At 75.4% G+C, this 19,897-nt stretch carries 15 protein-coding genes; 12 read left to right on the plus strand and 3 right to left on the minus strand.

Annotated elements, in window-relative coordinates:
• Positions 1-2,775 carry an AAA family ATPase gene (locus ACFZB3_RS36650; RefSeq protein ID WP_391383650.1) on the minus strand — a complete coding sequence of 925 codons (2,775 nt, stop codon included), beginning with the start codon at positions 2,773-2,775 and terminating at the stop codon, positions 1-3.
• Between the two features lie 244 nt (positions 2,776-3,019).
• Between ACFZB3_RS36650 and ACFZB3_RS36655 the strand changes: the two genes are divergently transcribed.
• From ACFZB3_RS36655 to ACFZB3_RS36700, 10 genes are all read left to right on the plus strand, one after another.
• Positions 3,020-5,857 (plus strand): LuxR C-terminal-related transcriptional regulator, encoded by a 2,838-nt coding sequence (locus ACFZB3_RS36655; protein ID WP_391383653.1) that lies wholly within the window; start codon positions 3,020-3,022, stop codon positions 5,855-5,857.
• A gap of 31 nt (positions 5,858-5,888) precedes the next feature.
• A complete protein-coding gene (locus tag ACFZB3_RS36660) occupies positions 5,889-6,854 on the plus strand; it encodes an alpha/beta hydrolase fold domain-containing protein (RefSeq protein WP_391383656.1) in 966 nt (321 codons plus the stop codon).
• Positions 6,855-6,927: 73 nt separating this feature from the next.
• Positions 6,928-7,956, plus strand: a complete 1,029-nt coding sequence (locus ACFZB3_RS36665; RefSeq protein WP_391383661.1) for a helix-turn-helix domain-containing protein — start codon at positions 6,928-6,930, stop codon at positions 7,954-7,956.
• Positions 7,950-8,906 carry a helix-turn-helix domain-containing protein gene (locus tag ACFZB3_RS36670; protein WP_391383664.1) on the plus strand — a complete coding sequence of 319 codons (957 nt, stop codon included), beginning with the start codon at positions 7,950-7,952 and terminating at the stop codon, positions 8,904-8,906. Before ACFZB3_RS36665 ends, ACFZB3_RS36670 begins: the two co-directional genes overlap by 7 nt.
• A 109-nt stretch (positions 8,907-9,015) precedes the next feature.
• Positions 9,016-9,939 carry a VOC family protein gene (locus ACFZB3_RS36675; RefSeq protein ID WP_391383667.1) on the plus strand — a complete coding sequence of 308 codons (924 nt, stop codon included), beginning with the start codon at positions 9,016-9,018 and terminating at the stop codon, positions 9,937-9,939.
• Positions 9,940-9,960: 21 nt separating this feature from the next.
• Positions 9,961-11,322 (plus strand): cytochrome ubiquinol oxidase subunit I, encoded by a 1,362-nt coding sequence (locus ACFZB3_RS36680; protein ID WP_391383670.1) that lies wholly within the window; start codon positions 9,961-9,963, stop codon positions 11,320-11,322.
• The gene (locus ACFZB3_RS36685) at positions 11,315-12,640 is read left to right on the plus strand and encodes a cytochrome d ubiquinol oxidase subunit II (RefSeq protein WP_391383673.1); all 1,326 of its coding nucleotides are present in this window, start codon (positions 11,315-11,317) and stop codon (positions 12,638-12,640) included. The genes ACFZB3_RS36680 and ACFZB3_RS36685 overlap by 8 nt, the downstream gene beginning before the upstream one ends.
• Positions 12,637-14,358, plus strand: coding sequence for an ATP-binding cassette domain-containing protein (locus tag ACFZB3_RS36690; protein ID WP_391383676.1), 1,722 nt, complete (start codon positions 12,637-12,639; stop codon positions 14,356-14,358). The genes ACFZB3_RS36685 and ACFZB3_RS36690 overlap by 4 nt, the downstream gene beginning before the upstream one ends.
• A complete protein-coding gene (locus ACFZB3_RS36695; RefSeq protein ID WP_391383681.1) occupies positions 14,355-15,851 on the plus strand; it encodes an ATP-binding cassette domain-containing protein in 1,497 nt (498 codons plus the stop codon). The genes ACFZB3_RS36690 and ACFZB3_RS36695 overlap by 4 nt, the downstream gene beginning before the upstream one ends.
• Positions 15,848-16,312: a DUF5709 domain-containing protein gene (locus ACFZB3_RS36700; protein ID WP_361303841.1), complete on the plus strand. Its 465-nt coding sequence runs from the start codon at positions 15,848-15,850 to the stop codon at positions 16,310-16,312. The genes ACFZB3_RS36695 and ACFZB3_RS36700 overlap by 4 nt, the downstream gene beginning before the upstream one ends.
• A 168-nt stretch (positions 16,313-16,480) precedes the next feature.
• Here ACFZB3_RS36700 and ACFZB3_RS36705 read toward each other — a convergent pair whose 3' ends face one another.
• Positions 16,481-16,978, minus strand: coding sequence for a MaoC/PaaZ C-terminal domain-containing protein (locus ACFZB3_RS36705; protein WP_391383686.1), 498 nt, complete (start codon positions 16,976-16,978; stop codon positions 16,481-16,483).
• 18 nt (positions 16,979-16,996) lie between these two features.
• Complete coding sequence (locus tag ACFZB3_RS36710) at positions 16,997-17,953, minus strand: hypothetical protein (RefSeq protein ID WP_391383688.1); 957 nt, start codon at positions 17,951-17,953, stop codon at positions 16,997-16,999.
• A gap of 206 nt (positions 17,954-18,159) precedes the next feature.
• Here ACFZB3_RS36710 and ACFZB3_RS36715 point away from each other — a divergent pair, with 206 nt between their 5' ends.
• Positions 18,160-19,248 (plus strand): CE1758 family FMN-dependent luciferase-like monooxygenase, encoded by a 1,089-nt coding sequence (locus ACFZB3_RS36715; protein WP_391383692.1) that lies wholly within the window; start codon positions 18,160-18,162, stop codon positions 19,246-19,248.
• Positions 19,245-19,892 (plus strand): CE1759 family FMN reductase, encoded by a 648-nt coding sequence (locus ACFZB3_RS36720; protein ID WP_391383695.1) that lies wholly within the window; start codon positions 19,245-19,247, stop codon positions 19,890-19,892. Before ACFZB3_RS36715 ends, ACFZB3_RS36720 begins: the two co-directional genes overlap by 4 nt.
• Positions 19,893-19,897: the final 5 nt, after the last annotated feature.

Raw genomic sequence — 19,897 nt, forward strand, 5'->3', positions numbered from 1 at the left:
TCAGCCCTGGCCCCCCTGCGTGAGGGCGTCCCGGAGCTGGGCCCTGGCCGTGATGCCGAGCTTGGGGAAGATCTTGTGCAGGTGGTAGCCGACCGTGCGGGGGGAGAGGTAGAGGCGGGCCGCGATGTCGCGGTTGGTCAGGCCCTGGGCGGCCAGTTCGGCGATCTGGAGTTCCTGCGGGGTGAGTTCGCCGGAGGGGGCCGGGGCGGTCGCCGCCCCGGCCGCCCGGAGCTCCGCCGTCGCCCGCTCGGTCCACGGGCGGGCGTCCAGCCGCTCGAAGCACTCCAGGGCCGCGTTCAGGTGCGGGCGGGCCTCGGCGCTGCGCCGGCGCCGGCGGAGCCACTCGCCGAGGTCGAGGTGGGCGAGGGCCTTCTCGAACGGCCAGCAATCGGTGGCCGGGTCGTCGAGCGCGGCACGGAAGTGCTGTTCGGCTTCGTCGGTCTCGGTCAGCAGGGCGGTCGCCCGGTGCAGTACGGCGGCCAGCCGCGGGGACGGGTCGGGCTTCAGGTCCTGCCGCACGGCGTCGACCACCGTCCGCGCGTCGTCCGCCCGCCCCGCGCGCACCGCCGCGGCCGCCAGGTCGCCCAGGTAGTAGAGCGAGGCGTGGTAATGGACGGGGGCCGGCCGGAAGTCCCGGGTGAAGGTCGCACGCAACTGGTCGTAGGCGTCCGCGTGGTCGCCCCCGGCGAACGCCGCCATGCCCATGGCGTGCCGGTGGCGGACCTGGAGGCTCAGCGAGCGGCGCAGGTCCACGCCCCGCACGGCCTGCTGCGCCTCGGCCCGGGCGGTCGCGGGGTCGCCCCGGAGCGCGCGCAGGGTGGCCCGCAGGAGGCCGGCGCCCACGGTCACGTTGTCCGCCCCCGCCTCCGTGGCCATCCAGAACGCCTCGTGCGCCGCGTCCTCGGCCGCCGTCCACGAGCCGTTCTCGAACAGGGCGAGGGCGAGCGCCTGGGTCACGGTCGCGTTCGTGCCCGCGCTGCCGGCCCGCCGCAGCAGGTCCATGGTCAGCCCGAGGATGCGCACGGCCTGCTCGGTCTCGTCCAGGATCCAGGTCGCGCCGCCCAGCGCGGTGAGGTTGCCGAGCGACTCCTCCCGCGCCAGGGCGGCCAGTCCGTCCGCCAAGTGCCGTGCCAGGAGCGGCCGTTCGTGAACGGGGTCGATGACCGACAGCGCCCAGACGCGGCCGGCCGGGTCGTCGGCCCCGCCGATCAGGCCGCTGATCCGGTCGAGTTCGGCGCGGTGGCGGGGTGCACCGGAGTTGTAGACGGACGTGGCGGCGGTGCTCAGCGCGCCGAGGGCGAGTTCCGGTGCCGAGGCGGCGGTGGCCTCGGCGACGCCCAGCAGAAGTGCCAGCGCCTCCTCGTGCCGGAGGGTCACCCCGAGGGCCCAGCCGCCCAGCAGCGAGGCCTCGGCGCGCGGCCGGGGATCCTCGGTCAATCCGCCGACGCGGCCGCTCAGTTCGCCGACCCACTGCGGATGGCCGGCGAACATCGCCGCCTGCGCGGCCGTCAGCAGGCGCCGGGCCCGCAGGTCCGGCGCCGGGGTCAGTTCGGCGGCGCGTTCCATCGCGGTCGCGGCGGCCGCGTAGCCGCCCCGGCCCCGGGCCCGTTCGGCGCTCTCCGCCAGCGCGTCGGCGACCTCCGCGTCCTGGCCGGTCGCCGCGGCGGCCAGATGCCACGCCCGGCGGTCCGGCTCCCCGGCCAGCGCGGCGGCCAGGGCGAGATGGGCCTGCCGGCGCTCGTGGAAGGAGGCCGCGTGGTAGACGGCCGAGCGCACCAGCGGATGCCGCAGCAGCACCCCGCCGTCCGCCACCCGCACCAGCCCGGCCCGCTCGGCGGGGTCCAGCGCCGCCACGACGTCCAGCCCGGGGGCGGCCCGCATGAGGTCCGTCAGCCGGGCCGGGCCGGCCGCGGCCACCAGGAGCAGGGCCGCCCGGGTCGGCGCGGGCAGACCGGGCAGGTCGGCGGCGAACAGGTTCTCCAGACGCGCGGTGAGCGGCAGCGTGGCACCCCCGGCGCCGCCCGCCCCCATGTCCCCGGTCCGGCCCCGGGCCAGGGCGCGGGGCAGCTCGATCAGGGCCAGCGGATTGCCGGCCGCCTGCCGGAGGATCTCGGCCCGCGCCTTGCCGCGCGGCGGATCCGGCTGCGCGTCAAGCAGCTGCCCGGCCGCGGAACGGCTCAGCGGACCCAGGGTGATCTGCGGGAAGGCCCGGTCGAAGCGGGCCGGTACGCCGTCCTCGCGGGCCGCGAGCAGCAGCACCACCGGCCTGCCCTCAAGCCGCCGGGCGAGGAAGGCCAGCACGTCCACCGAGCCGAGGTCCAGCCACTGGGCGTCGTCCACCAGCAGGAGCAGCGGCCCGCGTGCGGCGGCCTCGGTGATGAGGCCGAGCACGCCGACGCACAGGGACAACTGGTCGAGTTTCAGCTCGTACTCCGCCGCCTCCGGTCCGAAGGCGCGGTCCAGCACCTCCCGGTGCGCCGCGGCCAGGCCCTCGCCGGGCAGCAGCGGATGCAGCAACTGGTGCACGCCCGACAGCCCGAGACCCGCCTCGCCCTCACTGCCGCGCACCCGCAGGATCCGCAGGCCCCGGTCCCGGCCCCGCTCGGCCGCGCGGTCCACGAGGGTGCTCTTGCCCGTCCCCGGCTCCCCGGTCAGCACCAGCACCTGCGGGCCGCCGCCGTCCACCGCCTCCAGCAGCCGGTCGAGGCGGGCCAGCTCGGCGGCCCGGCCCAGGATGCCCGGATCGGAGGGGTGGTCGGTGGTGCCGGCGTGCATGAACCGTCCTTGTCGTCGAGCCGCTGATAGGGCAATGGCGTCCAGCCGCCGAAACGGCGATGGCGTCGAGCCGCTGATACGGCAATCCTGCCAGCGGCCGGCGGCGGGACCGGAACCGCGGGCCCGCGCGCTCCGGCCGGGCCGCGGGCGCCGGTGACTGGTCATGTGACAGAAGCGCCCCTCCCCGGTGTCCGCGATGATGGCCCCGGCCAGGGAAAACGCGCACCATCCGGGGAGTACGTGCATGACGGTCCACCCACCCCAGCAGTCCACGACCGGCGACGAGAGCGCCGTACTGGGCCGGGACGGTGAGATCGAGCGGATCCTGCGGTGCGCGACGCGCGAGCCCGGCACGCCCCAGACCCTGCTGCTCCTCGGCGAGGAGGGCACCGGGCGTACGGCACTGCTCCGGCACGTCCGGGACCGGGCCGCCGCCGAGGGCGTGCTGGTGCTGGCCGCACAGGGCTGGGCCGAGGACCCGCGGCATGCGCACGCCTGCCTGCAGCAGCTGCTGACACCGCCGGTGCGGGACGAGCTGGCCGCCCTGCCCGCCGACCGGCAACGGGCGCTGACGGCCGTACCGCGGGTGGACGGCCCGGCGGACGAGGCCGGGCTGCACGCGGCGGTGACGGCGCTGCTGGACCGGCTCGCCGGGGCCGGTCCGGTGCTGGTGTGCGTGGACGACGCCGACCTGTGCGGCCGCGCCTTCCCGGAGGCGCTGTTCGCCGCGGTCCGGCAGCTGGCCGGCCGTGCGCTCACGGTGCTGCTCGCCGCCCGCCACGAGGCGGCCCTGCCCGGTCCGCCGCCCGGCACCGAGACCCTGCGGCTGGGCCCGCTGAGCGGCCCCGCGGCCGCGGCCCTCCTCGACCGGCAGCCGGCCGCGCCCACCGGCCGGCACCGGCTGGAGATCCTCTCGGAGGCCGAGGGCAACCCGCTGGCCCTCGTGGAACTGGGCCGCGGTACGCCGGGCCCCGCCACCCCGGTGCGGCACACGCACGTCTTCGGCGCACGGGTCGACGCGCTTCCCGCCGCGACCCGCCGGGCCCTGCTGTACGCGGCGGCCGCGGGCCCCGGCGGGACCGTCGCCGCCGTCATGGCCGCCCTCGGCACCGGCGACCTGGCGGTGTGGGCGCCGGCGGAGGCGGCCGGGCTGATCGCGCTGGCCGAGGACCGGTTCGACTTCCGGCATCCGCTGGCCCGCTCGGCCGCCTACCTCGGGCGCCCGGCCGGCGAGCGCCAGGAGGCCCACCGGGAACTCGCCAGGGTCGCCGTGCAGCCCGAGGACAGGGCCCGGCACCTGGCCGCCGCCACCGTGGGCGCCAACGCGTTCGTCGCCGCCGCCCTGGAGGTCTCCGCCTGGCGGCGCGGGGACGCGGTGGAGGCCGCACGCGCCCTGGAACAGGCGGCCCGGCTCAGCCCACGGCCGTCGGACCGCGCCCGCCGGCTGGCCGAGGCCCTGACCGCGGCCCACGCGACGGGCGACCCCGGCTGGGTCCGCGAACTGTACGAACGGCTCGTCCAGGAAGGGGCCGAGCCGGAGCTCGGCTGCGCCGCGGCCGGTGCGCTGGCCTCCGCGCTCTCCCACGAGTCGGCCCAGCGCGAGGCCTTCGAGCTGCTGGCCGACGCCTCGGCTCACTTTCCCGTCGTCGACCGGTCCCTCGCCTTCGCCCTCGCCGGCCTGGCGGCGGGCATCGCCGCCCAGTCCGGGCTGCCGGAGCACACTGCGGCCCTGCCCGCGCTGCTCGACCGGGCCCGGCAGGCCGAGGCGTCCGGGCGGTGGCAGCCCGCCACGGCCGGACCGTTGGCCCGCCTGGACACCCCGCACACCCGGCAGGCCATGGCCGCGCTGGTCACCGCGGTGGCCCGGCCGCGCTCCGCCACCGGCGCCCCGACCGTCCTCGGCCGCCCGCACGGCACCCCGCACGGCACCCCACCCGGTCCCGGCCACCGGGAGGACGCCCCCCACGCCACCCCGCCCGACGTCTCGCACGCCACCCGCCCCGCCCCCGCGGCCCACGCGGTCCTCGCCGCGGTCGCCCACCAGGCCGACGAGGCGGACGTGGACCTGGGGCAGTCGCGGACCGCCGACGAACGGCTGCGCGGCGCCCGCGCCTTCGGGCTGCGCGGCTGGTCGGTGCTGCCGCTGGTGGACACCCTGCTGGCCACCGGGCGGTTCGCGGAGGCCGGCAGCGTCGTCGAGGACGCCCTGACGGAGGCTGCGGTGCTGCGCCTGCCGCGCCTGCGCGCCGACCTGGAGACCCAGGCGCTGACCGTACGGGCGCTGCGCGGCACCCTGCCGCCGGAGCCCTGGTTCACCCCCTCCGTGTGGCGGGCCGTCTGCCTGGACGAGAACCGGGCCACCCACGCCCGGCTGCTGCGCGCCCGCGGACTCGCCTCCGTCACCCGCGGCGACATGGAGGACGCCTGGCGCCAGCTGCGCGGCCTGTTCACCGCCGACGGCGCGCTCCTGCACCCCTTCCTGTCCGCGCGGGCCGTCGCCGAACTCGCCGTCACCGCCCAGCGCACCGGCCGGTCGGCCGAGGCGCTGCCGATCCTGGAACGGGTCCGCGCCGAGCAGGGGGACCGCCCGAGCACCCGGATGACGCTGCTCCTGCACCACGCCACCGCCCTGGTCGGCCGGGACTGCGAGGCCGAGCAGCACTTCCAGCTCGCGCTCGTCAACCACGGGGCGAACCGCTGGCCCTGGGAGTGCGCCCACGTCCGCCTCAACTACGCGATCTGGCTGCGCCGTTGCCGCCGCACCCTGGAGGCGCGCCAGCAGCTGACCACGGTCCTGGAGACCGCCGAACGCCTCGGCGCCGGCGCCCTCGCGGCCGCCGCCGGCAGCGAACTGCGCGCCAGCGGCGCGGCTCCCGCCCCGGCGGACGCGGGGCTGCTGGAGCAACTGACCGCGCAGCAGCAGCAGATCGTCCAGCTGGCCGCGAGCGGCCTGTCGAACCGTGAGATCGGCGAGCGGCTCTTCCTGTCGCCGCGTACCGTCGGCTCGCACCTGTACAACGTGTATCCCAAGCTCGGCATCAGCAGCCGCCATCAGCTCCGCGACCTGGTGCAGGGCCGGTGAGGACACCCGAGGGCCGGCCGGAGGAACGCCCATGACATCCGCAGGACCGGGGACCGCCGTCGTCCTCGACCCCGTGGTGCAGCGCCTGGTCACCGCCGCCGCCGTGCCGCCCGCCCTCGACGACCTCGGCCCGGAGGCGGCGCGGCAGGCGCTGCGGGAGAGCCAGGCCGACCGGTTCGAGGACTTCGCCGTGGACGCGGTCTTCCACGTGGCGCCCGTCGGCCCCGCGCGGCTGCTCGGCTTCTGGACCGTACGCCCGGCCGGGGCGCGCGGCCCGCTCCCGGCCCTGCTGTACCTGCACGGCGGCCGGTGGGCGCTCGGCGACGCCCAGACCCACGCCCGGCTCATCAGCGAACTCGTCACCGGCGCCGGGGTGTGCGCCCTCGTCCCCGAGTACAGCCGCGCCCCCGAGGCCCGCTACCCGGTGGCGCTGGAGGAGTGCTACGCCCTGCTGGCCTGGGCGGCCACCCAGGCCGACGCGCTCGCGCTGGACCCCGGCCGGCTGGCGGTGGCCGGCGACTGCGCGGGCGCCACGCTGGCGGCCGCCGTGACCATGCTGGCGAAGACCCGGCACGGGCCCCGGATCAGCGCGCAGCTGCTCTACTACCCGCTCACCGACGACCGCTGCGACAGCCCCTCGCAGCACCGGTTCGCCACCGGCTACCTGCTCACCCGCCGGGCGCTGCGCACCTACTGGCAGCGGTACCTCGCCAACCCGGCGCACCGGAGCGAGCCCACCGCGGCTCCGCTGCGGGCCAACCCGGAGGAGCTGGCGGGGCTGCCGCCGGCCCTGGTCGTCACCGCGGAGGCGGACGTGGCCCGCGACGAGGGCGAGCAGTACGCGCGGCGGCTGTCCGAGGCCGGTGTCGACGCGCTGTCCGTGCGGTTCCTCGGCACCATCCACGACTTCGTGGCGCTGCACGCCCTCGCCGACAGTGCGCCCACCCGGGCGGCCCTGCTGACCGGTTGTGCCTTTCTGCGGGCCCGTCTGCGGTGACGGGCCCGGCACCGGCCGAGGACCAGTCGGCCGACTGATGCGCCGGTACCGGTCGTCCGGCGAGGCTGACGGCATGGCAACCGCGATCGGCTCCTACGAGGAGAGACGCCGGCCTCCGACCGGCGCGACGAGCGAACGGAGCAGGGTGCTCACCACGCGCTCGGTTCCCCCGGAGGAGAGCCTGGAGTACTGGCACGACGCCGTGTTCGACACCCTGGTGGGGATGGACATCGCCGCCGAGGGCGGTACCTACGACGCCACCCTGCGCACCGACCGCCTCGGGGGCCTGCGGATCACCACGGTGGAGGCGGACCCCGGCCGGGTCCACCGGGCGCCCAGGTTCATCGCCCGCGGCGACGGCCGGGAGATCTTCGTGACCGTCCAGAGCACCGGCCGCGCCCGGGTCGAACAGGACGGCCGCAGCACCGAGCTGCACACCGGCGACATCGGGTTCTTCGAGACCCTGCGCCCCTTCCGCACCACCTTCCCGGAACGCTTCCGGCTGAAGATCTTCGCGGTGCCCCGCTCGCTCCTCGAACTGTCGGAGGCCGACGTACGGCAGCTCACCGGCCGCGCGGTCCACCCGGGCGACGGGCTCCCCGCTCTGCTCGGGCCGCTGCTGGAACGGCTCGCGGACACCTCCGCGTCGTACACCGCACCGGCGGCCGAGCGGCTGGCCGAGAGCGTCGTCGACCTGGTGGCGGCCACCGCCGCGGACCAGCTCGGCGCGGAACCCGCCGACCTGCCCGGCGCCGACGGCGTGCTGCTGCTGCGCATCAGGACGTACATCCGCTGGCACCTGTCGGACCCCGCACTGACCCCGACCGCCATCGCCCGCGTGCACGGCATCTCGGTGCGCTATCTGCACCGGCTGTTCCAGGCCGAGGGCACCACCGTCTGCCAGTGGATCCGCGACCTGCGGCTGCGTGAGTGCCGCCGGGAACTCGCCGCCCGCCCGGCGGGCTCGGTCAGCCTCGGCCAGGTCGCCCGGCGCTGGGGGTTCACCAGCGCGGCCGGGTTCGGCAAGGCCTTCCGCAGCTCCTTCGGGCTGTCCCCGACGGACTGGCTGGACCGGGCGCGGACGGACGGTCCGCCGTGCTGACCGCGGTGTCCTGCGCCACCCGGGACCTGGCCCCCGGCGACCGCCTCGACGCCTGGCAGCGCGTCCTGTCCCGGACCTTCGTGGACGTCGAGGTCACCGTCGACCGGGACCGCCCGTGGACCGGCGAACTGGCCGCCGAACGGCTCGGCGCCCTCCAGATCGCCACCGAGGACTTCGGCCCCGGCACGATCCTGCGCGCCGCCCGCACGGCCGCCGCCGATCCCCGCACCCACATCCTGGTCCGCCGCCAGCTGACCGGCACCGCCCTGCTGCTCCAGGACGGCCGCACCGCCGAACTCCACCCCGGCGGCCTGGCCTTCCACGACGCGCGGCGCCCGTTCCGGATCGTGCTCCCCGAGCGGCAGCGGGCCCGGATCCTCATGGTGCCCCGCGCGCTGCTGCGCCTGGAGGAACGGCAGTTGCACGCCCTCACGGCGACGGCGGTGGACGAGGCCGAAGGGGGTGCGGCGGCCCTGCTGCTGCCGCTGCTCGACGGACTCGTCGACGAGGTCCCCCGGGTCGCCGCGGCCCGGCGCGAACAACTCGCCCGGACCGTCGTGGACGTCCTCGCGACCGTGGCCCTGGAGCGGATCGGCGGGCCGCCCGAGTCGGCACTGTGGGAGCGGATCACCGCGTCCGTCCGGGCCCGGCTCGGCGAACCCGGACTCGCCCCGCAGGACATCGCCGACCAGCACGCCATCTCCCTGCGCTACCTGCACCGGCTCTTCCAGCGCCAGGGCACCACCGTCGGCGCCTGGGTCCGGGCGCGCCGCCTGGAGGCGGCCCACGCGGAGCTGGCCCTGCCCGGCGCCGCCCACCGGTCGATCGCCGCGGTGGCCGCCCGCTGGGGCTTCGCCAGCCCCTCCCACTTCAGCCGGGCGTTCCGCGAGACGTACGGGATGTCGCCGGCGCAGTGGCGGCGGGCGGCGGGCGCGGTCCGGGCGGACTGACACCGGGGCTGTTCCCTGAGGGACCGCACCCCGGGCGCTCTCGGAACGGTCGCCCCCGCCCTCCCCGCCTACCGTCCGGAGCACCGGGTTTCGACGGAAGGGGACGCGCATGAAGCGCAAGGCGATGGCATGGACTCTCCCGGCGCTGCTGGTGGCGCTGAGCGTGGTGGGCGCCGGTGCCCCGTCCTCGGCCCGCGGCGGCACCGGCGCCCGGGCCTCGACCACCGCGGTCGGCCCCCAGTACGACACCACCCACGTGTACGTCACCCCCGGCCAGGAGGACGCCTTCGCGGACAGCTGGGTGGCGACCTTCGGCGGCACCCACACCGCGAAGGTCGTCACGGACGTCACGCCGACCCCCAGCGAGACCGAGTCGGAACTGGTGCTCTCGCCCGTCGGCACGCTGTCCGTCTTCGACTTCAGGACGCCCGTGCCGTATCCGTTCGGCAGCGAACGCACCGGCTGGCTCATGAGCGACTTCGACCGGGGCGTCCGGCTGGCCCGGCAGAGCGGCGCGGACGTCGTCGTGGCGCCGTTCGACGACCCGATCGGGAAGGACGCGGTCGTCCAGTTCCCGGGCGGGATCGACGCCCAGCTGTACTGGCACACCAAGGCCCCCTCGTACGCGCCCCTGGCGACCGTGCCCGACAACCGGGTCTACCTCACGCCGGACTCGGCGTCCGCGTTCCTCCGCTCCTACCTGCGGTTCACCGGCGGCCGGATCGTCTCCGACGACCGTACGGCGGACGGCGGCGACCTCGGCCTGACCGGGAAGACCTACCGCCGGATCGCCCTGGCCTCCCCGTTCGGCAACACGGTCGTCAGCGTCACCGACGGCCACCTGCCCTACCCGTTCGGACGGGAGACCACCGGCTACGCGGTCGACGACCTGACGGCCACCCTGCACAGGGCCGAGGCGGCGGGCGCCCGGGTCCTGTGGGGCCCGTACGACGGCAAGGGCCGTGACACCGCGATGGTGCAGTTCCCCGGCGGTTACGTCGCCGAACTGCACCAGGGCAGCAGCACCCGCTGACCGAACTCCTGGAGACCCCTCATGGCCTCGTCCTCCGTCGTGGAGCTGTCGCGCTGGCAGTTCGCGATCACGGCGATCTTCCACATGACCTTCCCGGCGCTGACCGTCGGCCTGTCCCTCCTCCTCGCGGTCGCGTACACCGTGTACGTCCGCACCGGCAACCCGCTCTACCTGCAGATCTTCCGCTTCTGGAAGAAGATCTTCGCCGTCGGCTTCGGTCTCGGCGTGGTCGCGGGCACCGTGATGACCTTCGAGTTCGGCCTCAACTGGGGTATCTACGCCCACGCGGTCGGCCCGGTCATCGGCGTCACCATCGGCATGGAGGTGATCACCGCCTTCTTCCTGGAGGCTGGCTTCATCGGGATCATGCTGTACGGCGACGGCCGGGTGAAGCCCCGCACCATGGCGCTGGCCTCCTGGATGGTGGCCGCGGGCACCCTGCTCTCCACCACCTGGATCCTCTCCGCCAACAGCTGGATGCAGGACCCGGCGGGCTATACGGAGGTCGACGGGCAGTTCCACGTCACCGACTGGTGGCAGGTGCTCCTCAACCCGGCCTTCAGCTACCGCTTCCCGCACATGCTGATCGCCGTCCTGATCTCCGCCTCCTGGTTCGTCGCCGGCATCAGCGCCTGGTACCTGGTCAAACGCCGGGCGTCCGCCATGCCGTTCGCCCGCCGCACCCTCTCCGTGGCCCTGGGCGTGCTCGCGATCCTGATGCCCGTCCAGCTTTACGCCGGTGACGCCACCGCCGTCTTCATGGGCGGCCACCAGCCCGCCAAGCTCCAGGCGTTCGAGGGCAACTGGAAGACCGACAACAACGGCTACAACCTCGTCGTCATCCCCGACACCGACAAGGGGAAGAACGACTTCCGCGTCGAGATACCCCACCTCGGCGCCGTCATCGGCCACGACCTGACCGGCCAGGCCCAGGTCCCGGGCCTGCTCCAGACCCCGCCCGCCGAACGCCCCAACATGTGGGCCGCCTTCTACGGCTTCCGGGCCATGTACTTCACCGCCCTCGCCATGTTCGCCACCGCCTTCGCCGGGCTCGTGCTGCGTCTGCGCGGCCGCCTGTTCACCTCGCCGCGCTTCCTGCGCTGGCTGGTCTGGATGACCCCCGCCGGGATCATCGCCATCACCGGCGGCTGGATCACCGCCGAGACCGGCCGCCAGCCCTGGGTGGTCTACGGCAGGCTGCGCACCGCCGACGCCGTCTCCCACCTCAGCCTCACCGAGGCGGCCCTCAGCCTCACCGGGTTCGTCCTGCTCTACGCGACCCTGCTCACCCTCTGGATCCGCTACATCGTCCGCACCGTCAAGGCCGGTCCGGAACCGGTCACGGACCTTCGAACCCCCGCTCCGGAGGCCTCCGTTGCCTGAGTACCTGACCTACGCCCTGGTCCTGCTCTCGCTCGGGGCCTACGTCGTCCTGGACGGCTACGACCTCGGCGTCGGCATGCTGAGCCTCCTCGACCGCGACGAGCGGCGCCGCCGCGAGTACAACGAACTGATCGCCACCGCCTGGGACGCCAACGAGAGCTGGATCATCCTGGCCGGCGTGGCCCTGTGGGCCGGGCTGCCCGGGGCGTACGCGACCGTCCTGCCCGGGGTGTACCCGCCGCTGATCGCCATGCTCTTCGCGGTGATCCTGCGCGGCATGGGCCTGGAGTTCCAGAGCGCGGCCGGCACCTACCGGCGCGGCTGGGGACGCCTCTTCGGCGGGGCCTCGCTCGCCGTGACCCTCTGCCAGGGCCTGGTGATCGGTGCGGTCCTGTCCGGACTCCCGCAGCAGGGCGGCCACTTCACCGGCGACGCGCTCGCCTGGCTCACCCCGTACAGCGTGCTGTGCGCGCTCGGCCTGGTCTGCGTGTACCTGCTGGCGGGCGCCGCCTGGCTCCAGGACAAGACGGAGGGCACGGCCCACGCGTGGGCGGGGCGGCTCGGCCGTCCGCTGCTCGGCGCGACCGTCGTGGCCGCGCTGGTCCTCGGCTTCGGCCTGGAGGTCGCCGACCCGCAGCACTTCCCCTTCGAACAGCCCCTGCGCGCGACGCTGTTCTGGCTCGCGGTGGCCGCCGCCGCGGTCTGCGGCGCGGTCGCCTGGTACGGCTTCGGACGGCGGCCGGACTGGCGGCCGTTCGCGGCGGTGCTGGGCGCCGAGGCGGCGGGACTGCTGGCGCTGGTGGCGGCGACCGTACCGGTCGTCGTACCGCCGTCCCTGACCCTGCACGAGGCGTCCAGCCCGCACGGCTCGCAGGTGTTCCTGGTGGTCGGGGTCGGGCTGTGCATGCCGTTCGTGCTGGCCTACAACATCTACGCCTGGTGGGTCTTCCGGGGGAAGTTCCGGGAGCCCGCGCGGCAGGCGCCGACCGCGACGACGGCCTCGGACGACCGGTCGGCCGACGGCACGGCCGCGCCCTTCACATCCCGGCCGGAGTCCCGGGTCGTCGTCATCGTCCGCCGGACGCTGCTGACCCTGCTCGGCATCCTGCTGGCGGCCGTCTCCCAGGACATCTTCGGCGGCGAGTCCACGTGGGTCGACCCGCTCGGCGTCGCCCTGCTGTCCGGTACCGCCCTCGTCGCCTGGATCCTCGGCGACCGCCGGGCCGGGCGGCTCGGGGAGTACGACCTGCCCGGCGGCCCGTCCGGCGGCCTTCCCGGTGATCTGCCGGGCGCCCTGCCCGGCGGCGAACGCCCGTGAGCGACACCGCGGCCCTGGTGGCGGCGCTCGCCGACGAGGACGGCCAGAGCGCGGCCGAGCGGGCGTCCACGCGCCGGCTGCGCGCCTGGGCGCGGATCGGCGAACCGGAGCTGCGCCGGGCGGGCACCCTGCGCGGTCTCGCCCAGCTCGGCACCGTGATCTGGGCGGCGGGCCTGGGCTGGGCGGCCCAACGGGGGCTCGCCGCGCAGCAGTTGCACACCGCCCCGGCGGCCGTCGCGCCGGCCGCCGGGGTCGTGGCCGGTGGCCTGGCGCTGCGCGCCGCACTGCTGGCGGCGGCCGACCGGGCGGCGGCGACGGGCGCCGCCCGGGTCCGGTCCGCGCTGCGCGCCCGCGTCCTGCGCGCGGCCCTGCCGGGGCGGGCACCGCGCGGCGGACTGGCGGACGTCGCCTACGCCGAGGCCCTCGACGCCGAGACGGCCCGCCTCGACGACTGGCTCACCGACTACGTCCCGGCCCGCCGCGCCATGCTGATCGGCAGCGGTGCCGTCCTCGCCGCCATCGCCCTGCGCAGCTGGTTCGTGGCGCTCCTGCTGGTGCTGGCCACCCCGCTGCTGCCGGCCAACCTCAAGGTCATCGGGATGGGCACGAAGGCGGCCGTACAGGCGCAGCTCGGTGCCGTCCGTACCCTGCACGCCCGGCTCCTGGACCAGCTGCGGGGGCTGCCCACCCTGGTCGGGCTCGGCGCACAGGAGGAGGCGGCGCGGGCCCTGCGCCGGGACGACGAGGAACTCGCCCGCCGCACCACCCTCGTGCTGCGGGTGGCGTTCCTCTCAACCGCCTGGGTGGAGCTGCTCGTCACCGGCACCCTCGCGGTCGTCGCCACCTACTGCGGCCTGGTGCTCCTGGACTACCTGCGGCTGCCCGGCGTACCCGACCACATGAGCCTGGCCACCGCCCTGTTCGTCCTCACCCTCACCCCCGCCTACTTCGCGCCCGCCCGCGAACTGGCCCGCGGCTACCACGCCCGCGCCCAGGCGGCGGCCGCGGCCGACCTGCTCGCCGGGGCGATGCGGGGGGCCGTCCCCGAGCGTCGGCTCCGCCCGGCCGTCCGCGATGCCGCCCCGCTGTCCGTCCGCCTGCGCGAGGTGTCCGTCATCCATGCCGGACGGGCGCGGCCCGCGCTGGACCGGGTCGGACTCGACGTCCGGGCAGGGGAGTTCGTCGTGGTGACCGGCCCCAGCGGCGCCGGGAAGTCCACGCTGCTGTCCGTGGCGGCGGGCCTGCTGCTGCCCGACCGGGGCAGCGCCCTGCACGGGCCCGAGCGGGCAACTCCCGCGCACGTGGCCTGGGTCGGCCAGCCGGGCTTCCTGCTCCCCGGCAGCGTGCGCGAGAACCTCCGGCTCGCCCGGCCGGACGCCGATGACATCGAACTCATCGCCGCCTTCGAGGAGTTGGGCTTCGGCAGCCTCCTGGCCGCACTGCCCGACGGACTGGACACCCCCGTCGGCGAACGCGGCCACGGCCTCTCCTCCGGCCAGGCGCAGCAACTGGTCTTCGTACGTGCCCTGTTGCGGGACGCGCCGCTGCTCTGCCTGGACGAACCGACGGCCCATCTCGACCCCGGCGCCGAGGCGGCCGTCGCGGACGCGCTGAGCCGCCTGGCCCGGCACCGGACCGTCCTGCTGGCCACCCACAGCCCGGCCCTGCTCCCGCTCGGGGACCGCGTACTCACCCTGGACCAGGGACGGTTCGTATGACCCTGCGCCTGCTGAGAACGGCGGTCCGGCGACGCGATCTGCTGTACGGCCTGCTCCTCGCCGCCGCGGCCGAACTGTCCGCGGCGACCCTGCTCGGCGTGTCCGGCTGGTTCCTCACGGCGTGCGCGTTGGTCACGGTGCGGGCCGACACCACGTGGTCGTGGCTGTACCCGTCCGGCGCCGTGCGCGTCCTCGCCCTGTCCCGTACCGGGCTGCGCTACGTGGAGCGCCTGGTCAGCCACCGGGTCCTGCTCGACGCCACGGTGGCGCTCCGGGCCCGGCTGGTGCGCGGCGCCGCGGCCCTGCCGGCGCGGCGGCTGCGCGCCCTGCGGGACGGGGCCCTGCTGAGCCGGCTCACCGACGACGTCACGACCGTCGGCGCGTTCCCCGCCGATGTCCTGGCCCCCCTCGCGAGCACCGCGGTGACGGCGGCGGTCGTGACCGGGCTGCTGTGGCACGCCGACGCCCGGCTGGGCGCGGCGGAACTGCTGGTGTTCCTGCTCGCCGCCGCGACCGCCGTGGCGACACACCGGCGCGCGCAGGACGCGGTACGGCGGTCGGCGCGCGAGCAGGCGGTCGTACGGACCGAACTCCTCGGCGCCCGGGACGCGTTGCCCGAACTGATCTGCCTGGACGCCGTGACACCGGCCAGGGCCCGGATCGCGGCGGCGCTGGACCGGGCCCACCGTGCCGACGAGGACACCCGACGGGCCCTGCGGGCAGGGCAGTTGACGCTCCGCCTGCTGGGCGCGCTCGGTCAGTGTCTCGTCCTGGCCCTCGCCCTGGCCCTCGCGGCGACGGCGCAGTCCGTGTCCGCCGCGATCGGTGAGGTCCTGCTGGTCGCCGCCGGTTACGAACTGGTCGAGCAGCTGCCGAGGATCCTGCCGGCGTACGGCCGGGCGCGGGCCGCGGCGCGGCGGCTGGCCCCGCTCGACGCGGTGCCCGGTCCGCCGGCCGACGGACCGGCGGTGGCCTTCGAGGCCGAGCCGGGCACCACCACCCTGGTGACCGGCCCCAACGGCAGCGGGAAGAGCACGCTGCTGGGCCGCCTGGCGGGCCGCGCGACCCCGCGGGAGCTGACCCTCGTCGAGGCCGAGGACTGGCTCGCCGACGCGACCGTCGCCGAGAACCTGCGGCTGGCGGCCCCGGACGCGCCCCCGGAACGGCTCGCCGAGGTGCTGGCCCTGGTCGCCCTCGACGACATCCCGCCGGAGTTCGCGGTCGGTCCGAACGGCGCCCGGCTCTCCCAGGGCCAGCGCCGCCGGCTCGCCCTCGCGCGGGCCGTGCTGCGCGACCCGCCGGTCCTGCTGCTCGACGAGCCGACCGCGGGACTCGACCGGACCACCGCCCGCCGCGTGCTGGGCGCCGTCCGCGCGGCCCTTCCCGGCACCGCTTTCGTGATCGCACTGCCCGACCGCGACCACGACCTCCTACCCTTTCCGGTTGACGGCCGGATCGAACTGACGGCCCGAGTGACGATGGAGCGCGTATGACCGACGAGGCGATGGGTGACGAGGTCTACCAGCCGGACGGTTCGGAGGTGCAGGACGACGCCGGTCTGCTGGACGCCTCGGACACCCTGGACTACCGGGCCGGCGAGGAGGCCCTGGACGAGGGCTACTCGCCGCCGGAGCGGCCCTGGGCCGTCGAGCACACCGGGGTGACGGCGGCGGAGGGGCAGCGCGGGGAGACCCTGGACGAGCGCCTCGCCGAGGAGGTGCCGGACATCGGCGTCCCGGAGGGCGACGACCTCGGCGACGCCTGGGACACGGACGGCGAACTCCTCGACGATGAGGTCGGCGACGACCGCGCCGGACGGCTCCTCGCACCGGACGAGGGTGCGCACGAGGTCACCGACTCCGACCTGTTCGCCTCCGACCGGGGGCTGGACGGCGCCGGGGCGTCGGCGGAGGAGGCCGCGATGCACGTGATCCCCGACTCCGAGGACTTCTGAGACGACACGTGCGGGGGCTCGGGGACGGTTTCCGTCCCCGAGCCCCTGCCATTTCCGGGACGTGCTGTGACCTGTCGACTGCGGCGCCGTCGTGGCTGGTCGCGCAGTTCCTCCCCCAGTCTTCGGCCGGGGGGACCCCCAGCGCCCCTTACGGGGCGCCCTGCCCGCTCAGCGGCGCAGCAGGTACTTGTGCTGGCCGGACAGGACCAGTTCGCCCCGTTGGTTGTGGACGGTGGCCGCCGTGGTGACGATCCCGGTGCCGTCCTCGGCGGGTTCCAGGGCGGTGATGGTCAGCGCGGGGTACAGGGTGTCGCCCGAGTGGACCTCGCCGGTGAAGGTGCAGGACAGCTCCGTGAACCTGACGAAGACCTCACCGATGACGTGCGGGAACAGGGTCGCGCCCGGTGCCGTGAAGGCCAGGACCTGGAGGCCGTGCACCACGGGGGCGCTGTGGCCGTGCCGGCGGGCCCACTCGGCGTCGTAGTGGACCGGGTGGTTGTCGGCGGACACGGTCTGGAACGCCGCCGCGTGGGCGTCGGTCAGGGTCCGGCTGGGGGCGCGGAACACCTCGCCGACCTCCAGGTCGTCGAAGGTCCGGGCGGGGACGACGAGGAACTGCTCGGGGTCGAACGCGGCCGTGCCGGAAGTCGGCTGAGGGGAGTTCATGGGATGTCCTCGGTCGGGTCAGCGGAGGCGGGTGGTGAGGAGGTTGGGGTCCTGCTGGGTGACGTAGGCGGCGTCGGCGACGTACACCTTGTCGCCCCGGACGGCGATGGACGTGGGGTTCTGCAGGCCGTCGGTCCGGTCGAGGACGACGGTGTGGCGGCCGTTCCCGGACACCAGGGCCACCTCGCTGCCGGCGTTGAGCGCCGCGAGGAGCTGGTCGCCGCGGCCCGTGAACGCGAAGTCGTCGACGCCGGTCAGGCCGGTCGCGACGGTGCGGACCGCGCCCGGGGTGCCGTCGTGGCGGACCGGGATGCGCAGCAGGGTCCCGTGGTCGAGGTTGCTCACCCAGACGGATCCGTCGTGCACCTTCACGCCGTTGGCGCCCAGGAAACCGGCCGGGGCGAGGGCGGTGCCGGTCGCCCACACCTCGGGGGTGCCGCCGGTCGCGGGTATCCGCCAGATCCTGCCGAGCACCGAGTCGGCGGCGTACAGCTGCCCGGTCGACCGGTCCAGGGCCAGGCCGTTGGGCAGCGCGTCGGCGGGCAGCGCCGCGATGCGCTCCGGGCTGCCGCCGGGACGCAGCCGCCAGACACCGGTGAGGTCGGCGGTGCCGGTGGCGTAGAGGAAGTAGAGCGCGTGGTCGGGGCCTTGGACGATGCCGCCGAGGAAGGGGGATCCGAGGACCGGGGTCCGGGCGTCCGCCGGCGGCGCCGGAAGGGTCGCGAGGACGCGGACCGTGCCGGTGCGCTCGATCACCGCGATCTGGCGGGAGAAGGCGAAGGTGACCGCGGCGGCACCGCCCGGAAGGAGGGTGAGGTTCTCGGGCTGCTGTCCCGCGGCGAGGTCGAGGTGGGCGACGAAGGACGTCGGGGTGAGCGGCGGCCGGGCCGCGAGGGCCGCGTCCGCGCTCGTGATCGTGGTGGCCAGTGTCGTGGTGCCCACCACGGCGGCGGCAAGAACTCTGCGAAGCTGCACGGCCCCGACCGTAGGCAGCCACGGCCCGGCGACATGCCTCGTCGCGCACGGCGTCGCGCCACAGAGCGCCAGGGGCCGGCGGCAGGGCGCTGGAGGGTCCGTTCCGGTGCGCGCACGGTCATGGCGGCCGGGAGGCCGGCGGCTAGCGTTCGGCGCATCCCACGCATGCGCGACGCAACTCGCCGGAACCGGAAGACGACAAAACCGTGCAATTCGGCATCTTCACGGTCGGTGACGTGACGACCGACCCGACCACGGGACGCACTCCCTCGGAGCACGAACGCATCAAGGCGATGGTCGCCATCGCCCTCAAGGCGGAGGAGGTCGGCCTCGACGTCTTCGCGACCGGCGAGCACCACAACCCGCCGTTCGTGCCGTCCTCCCCGACCACGATGCTCGGCCACATCGCCGCCCGCACCGAGAAGCTGGTCCTGTCCACCGCCACGACGCTGATCACCACCAACGACCCGGTGAAGATCGCCGAGGACTACGCGATGCTCCAGCACCTGGCCGACGGCCGGGTCGACCTGATGCTGGGCCGCGGCAACACCGGTCCCGTCTACCCGTGGTTCGGGCAGGACATCCGGCGGGGCCTCGACCTCGCCAAGGAGAACTACGCCCTGCTGCGCCGCCTGTGGCGCGAGGACGTCGTCGACTGGGAGGGGACGTTCCGCACCCCGCTCCAGGGGTTCACCGCCACCCCCCGCCCGCTGGACGGCGTAGCGCCGTTCGTCTGGCACGGCTCGATCCGCTCGCCCGAGATAGCCGAGCAGGCCGCCTTCTACGGCGACGGCTTCTTCCACAACAACATCTTCTGGCCGGCCGACCACACCCGGCGCATGGTCCAGCTGTACCGGCGGCGGTACGCCTTCCACGGCCACGGCCGGCCCGAGGAGGCGATCGTCGGGCTCGGCGGCCAGGTGTTCATGCGGAAGAACTCCCAGGACGCCGTACGGGAGTTCCGCCCCTACTTCGACAACGCACCGGTCTACGGGCACGGGCCGTCCCTGGAGGACTTCACCGAGCAGACCCCGCTGACCGTGGGCTCCCCCCAGCAGGTCATCGACCGGACGCTGGCCTTCCGCGAGTCGGTCGGCGACTACCAGCGGCAGCTGTTCCTGATGGACCACGCCGGGCTGCCGCTGAAGACCGTCCTTGAGCAGCTCGACATCCTGGGCGAGGAGGTCGTGCCGGTGCTGCGCAAGGAGTTCGCGGCGGGGCGGCCGGCGGACGTGCCCGCGGCACCGACCCACGCCTCCCTGGTCGCCGCGGCCCGGCAGGAGGCCGCCGTATGAGCGCCACCGCCCCGGCCGGCGGCCGCCCGGTGCGGCTCGTCGCCGTCTCGGCGGGGCTGAGCACCCCGTCCGGCACCCGCCTGCTCGCGGACCGGCTCGCCGAGGCGGTCCACGACGAACTCGGGCCGCGGGGCCACGAGGTGGAGAGCCGCGTCATCGAGCTGCGCGAACTGGCCGTCGCCATCGCCAACCACCTCGTCACCGGCTTCCCGCCGCCCCCGCTGGCCGCCGCGATCGACGCGGTGACGGGCGCCGACGGCCTGATCGCCGTGACCCCCGTGTTCAGCGCGTCCTACAGCGGGTTGTTCAAGTCGTTCTTCGACCTGATCGACCCCGGTGCCCTCACCGGCAGGCCGGTCCTGGTCGCCGCGACCGGCGGGACGGCCCGGCACTCCCTGGTCCTGGAGCACGCGCTGCGGCCCCTCTTCGCCTACCTGCGCGCCGTCGTCGTACCCACCGGCGTGTACGCGGCGTCCGAGGACTGGGGGACCGGCGGCGACGCGTACGCCGAGGGACTGCCCGCGCGCATCCGCCGGGCGGGCGGCGAACTGGGCGCCCTGATGGCCGTCCGGCCGGCCGACCCGGAGCCCGGGGACGACATCGACGCCCTCGAACGGCAGCTGTCCGACCTGCGGTTCGACTGAGAACG

Origin of the sequence: Streptomyces sp. NPDC008092, assembly GCF_042957285.1 — a bacterium.
Lineage (GTDB): Bacteria > Actinomycetota > Actinomycetes > Streptomycetales > Streptomycetaceae > Streptomyces.